Origin of the sequence: uncultured Ellagibacter sp. (genome assembly GCF_934636505.1) — a bacterium.
Taxonomy (GTDB): Bacteria; Actinomycetota; Coriobacteriia; order Coriobacteriales; family Eggerthellaceae; genus Ellagibacter.
This window is the reverse complement of record NZ_CAKUAL010000123.1, coordinates 1-2,425: the sequence shown is the minus strand read 5'-3', so window position 1 is coordinate 2,425 and position 2,425 is coordinate 1. Positions and strand designations below refer to the sequence as shown.

The following is a 2,425-nucleotide window of genomic DNA, read 5'->3' as shown; positions in this document are numbered from 1 at the left end:
GCTGGGCACTGGCCATGCGCTCGCAACGAAATGCTACAACGCGTGCTTTGCGCTTCAGGATGACGGCGCGATGGGGAAGGCACCTGGTCGTACGTTCCTTGTCGATGCGGGCGGCGGGAACGGCATCTTGACCCAGCTCGAGCGTGCGGGCATCGATTGGCATTCCATCCACGACCTGTTCGTCACCCATACCCACGTCGACCATCTGCTCGGGTCCGTTTGGATTCTCCGTGTGGTGTGCTACGGCATGGAATGTGGCAACTATCAGGGGGAATTCCACTTCTGGGGAAACGGCGATGTCGTGGCAGCCGCCGATAAGCTGGCCCATATGCTGCTTCGCCCGAGCGAGTCGGCGTTCATCGACAAGCGTGTGTTCCTACATGCGGTTGAAGAAGGCGACGCGGCGCAGATCCTCGGGCGCCCCGTGACCTTCTTCGACATCCACTCGACTGGATCGGCCAAGCAGTTCGGGTTCACGATGGAATACGCTCCGGGCAAGGCGCTCGCCTGCAGCGGAGATGAGCCGCTGACCAGCGAGAACTTCTCGCATGTCGAAGGGGCGACGTGGCTTGTCCACGAGGCCTACTGCCGCCACGCCGACATCAAGCGCTACAATCCGCACCCGATTCACCATGGGACTGTGCGCGAAGCATGCGCGACGGCGGAGCACCTCGGTGTGGAGAACCTCGTGCTCTACCATACGGAAGACGACGATCTGTCGCATCGCAAGGAGCGCTACGTCGCCGAAGGCCGCAGCGTATACGGCGGCAACCTTCACGTGCCCGATGATTTGGAGGCGTTCGAGCTGTAGTCGACGTTTGCTTGATACAATAGGCCTCACGTATGCAATGACCAGGACAATAGGGAGTCTATCGAATGGCCGAATTCATTTACCAGATGTATAAGGCGCGCAAGGCGCACGGCGACAAGGTGATCTTGGACGACGTCACGCTGTCGTTCTATCCCGGCGCGAAGATCGGCGTGGTCGGCCCAAACGGCATGGGCAAGTCCACGCTTTTGAAGCTGATGGCGGGCATGGAGGAGGTCTCCAACGGCGAGGCGCGCCTCACGCCCGGCTACACCGTAGGAATCCTCCAGCAGGAGCCGCCGCTCGACGAGGACAAGACGGTGCTCGAGAACATCGAGCTCGCGTTTGGCGACGTGAAGGCGAAGATCGATCGCTTCAACGAGATCGGCGGGCTCATGGCCGAGCCCGACGCCGACTTCGACGCGCTCATGGCGGAAATGGGCGAGCTGCAGGACGCCATCGATGCAGTTGACGGCTGGGACTTGGACAGCCAGCTCTCGCAGGCGATGGACGCGCTGCAGTGTCCCGACCCCGATATGCCGGTGAACGTGCTCTCCGGCGGCGAACGCAGGCGCGTGGCGCTCTGCCGCTTGCTGCTTGAGGCGCCTGACCTGCTGCTTTTGGACGAACCGACGAACCACTTGGACGCCGAGTCCGTCCTGTGGCTCGAGCAGTTCCTCCACAAGTACCAAGGAGCGGTGCTCGCCGTCACGCACGACCGCTACTTCCTGGACAACGTGGCCGAGTGGATCTGCGAGGTCGACCGCGGGCATCTGTACCCCTACAAGGGCAACTACACCACCTACCTTGAGACGAAGGCCGCACGCCTGGCGTCGCAGAAGCAGCGCGACGAGAGGCTGGCGAAGCGTCTTTCCGAGGAACTCGAGTGGGTGCGCTCGTCCCCGAAGGCGCGCCAGGCGAAAAGCCGCGCGCGTCTGGAGCGCTACGACCAGATGGTGGCCGAGGCCGCGCAGTCGAAGAAGGTTGACTTCACCGAGATCCATATTCCCGCAGGTCCGCGCCTTGGCGCGAACGTGCTCAAGGTGGACGGACTCTGCAAGAGCTTCGGCGATCGCGTGCTTATCGACAACTTGTCGTTCGAGTTGCCGCGCAACGGCATCGTAGGCGTGATCGGCCCGAACGGCGTGGGCAAGTCCACGCTCTTCAAGATGATCGTCGGCAAGGAGCAGCCGACCTTGGGTACGCTCGAGCTGGGCGAGACGGTGAAGCTTTCCTATGTCGACCAGGGGCGCGAGGGCATCGACCCCAACAAGAACGTGTGGGAAGTGGTCTCCGACGGGCTCGACTACATGATGGTGTGCGAGACCGAGGTGCCGAGCCGCGCGTATGTGGCAAGCTTCGGCTTCAAAGGCTCTGACCAGCAGAAACCCGCAGGTGTTCTTTCGGGTGGCGAGCGCAATCGCCTGAATTTGGCGCTCACGCTGAAGCAGGGCGGCAACCTGCTGCTGCTCGACGAGCCCACAAACGACCTGGACGTCGAGACACTTTCCAGCTTGGAGAAGGCGCTGCTCGAGTTCCCCGGATGTGCCGTCGTGACGAGCCACGACCGCATGTTCCTCGACCGCATCGCCACGCATATCCTCGCGTGGGAGGGCA

The 2,425-nt window shown here is 62.4% G+C and carries 2 protein-coding genes; both read left to right on the top strand.

Annotated elements, in window-relative coordinates:
• Nucleotides 1-811, top strand: an 811-nt coding sequence (locus tag Q0G18_RS09315; protein ID WP_297152408.1) for an MBL fold metallo-hydrolase, incomplete at its 5' end; no start/stop codon positions are given.
• A gap of 65 nt (nucleotides 812-876) precedes the next feature.
• The coding region (ettA, locus tag Q0G18_RS09310) for an energy-dependent translational throttle protein EttA (protein WP_297152405.1) at nucleotides 877-2,425 on the top strand (1,549 nt) is incomplete at its 3' end.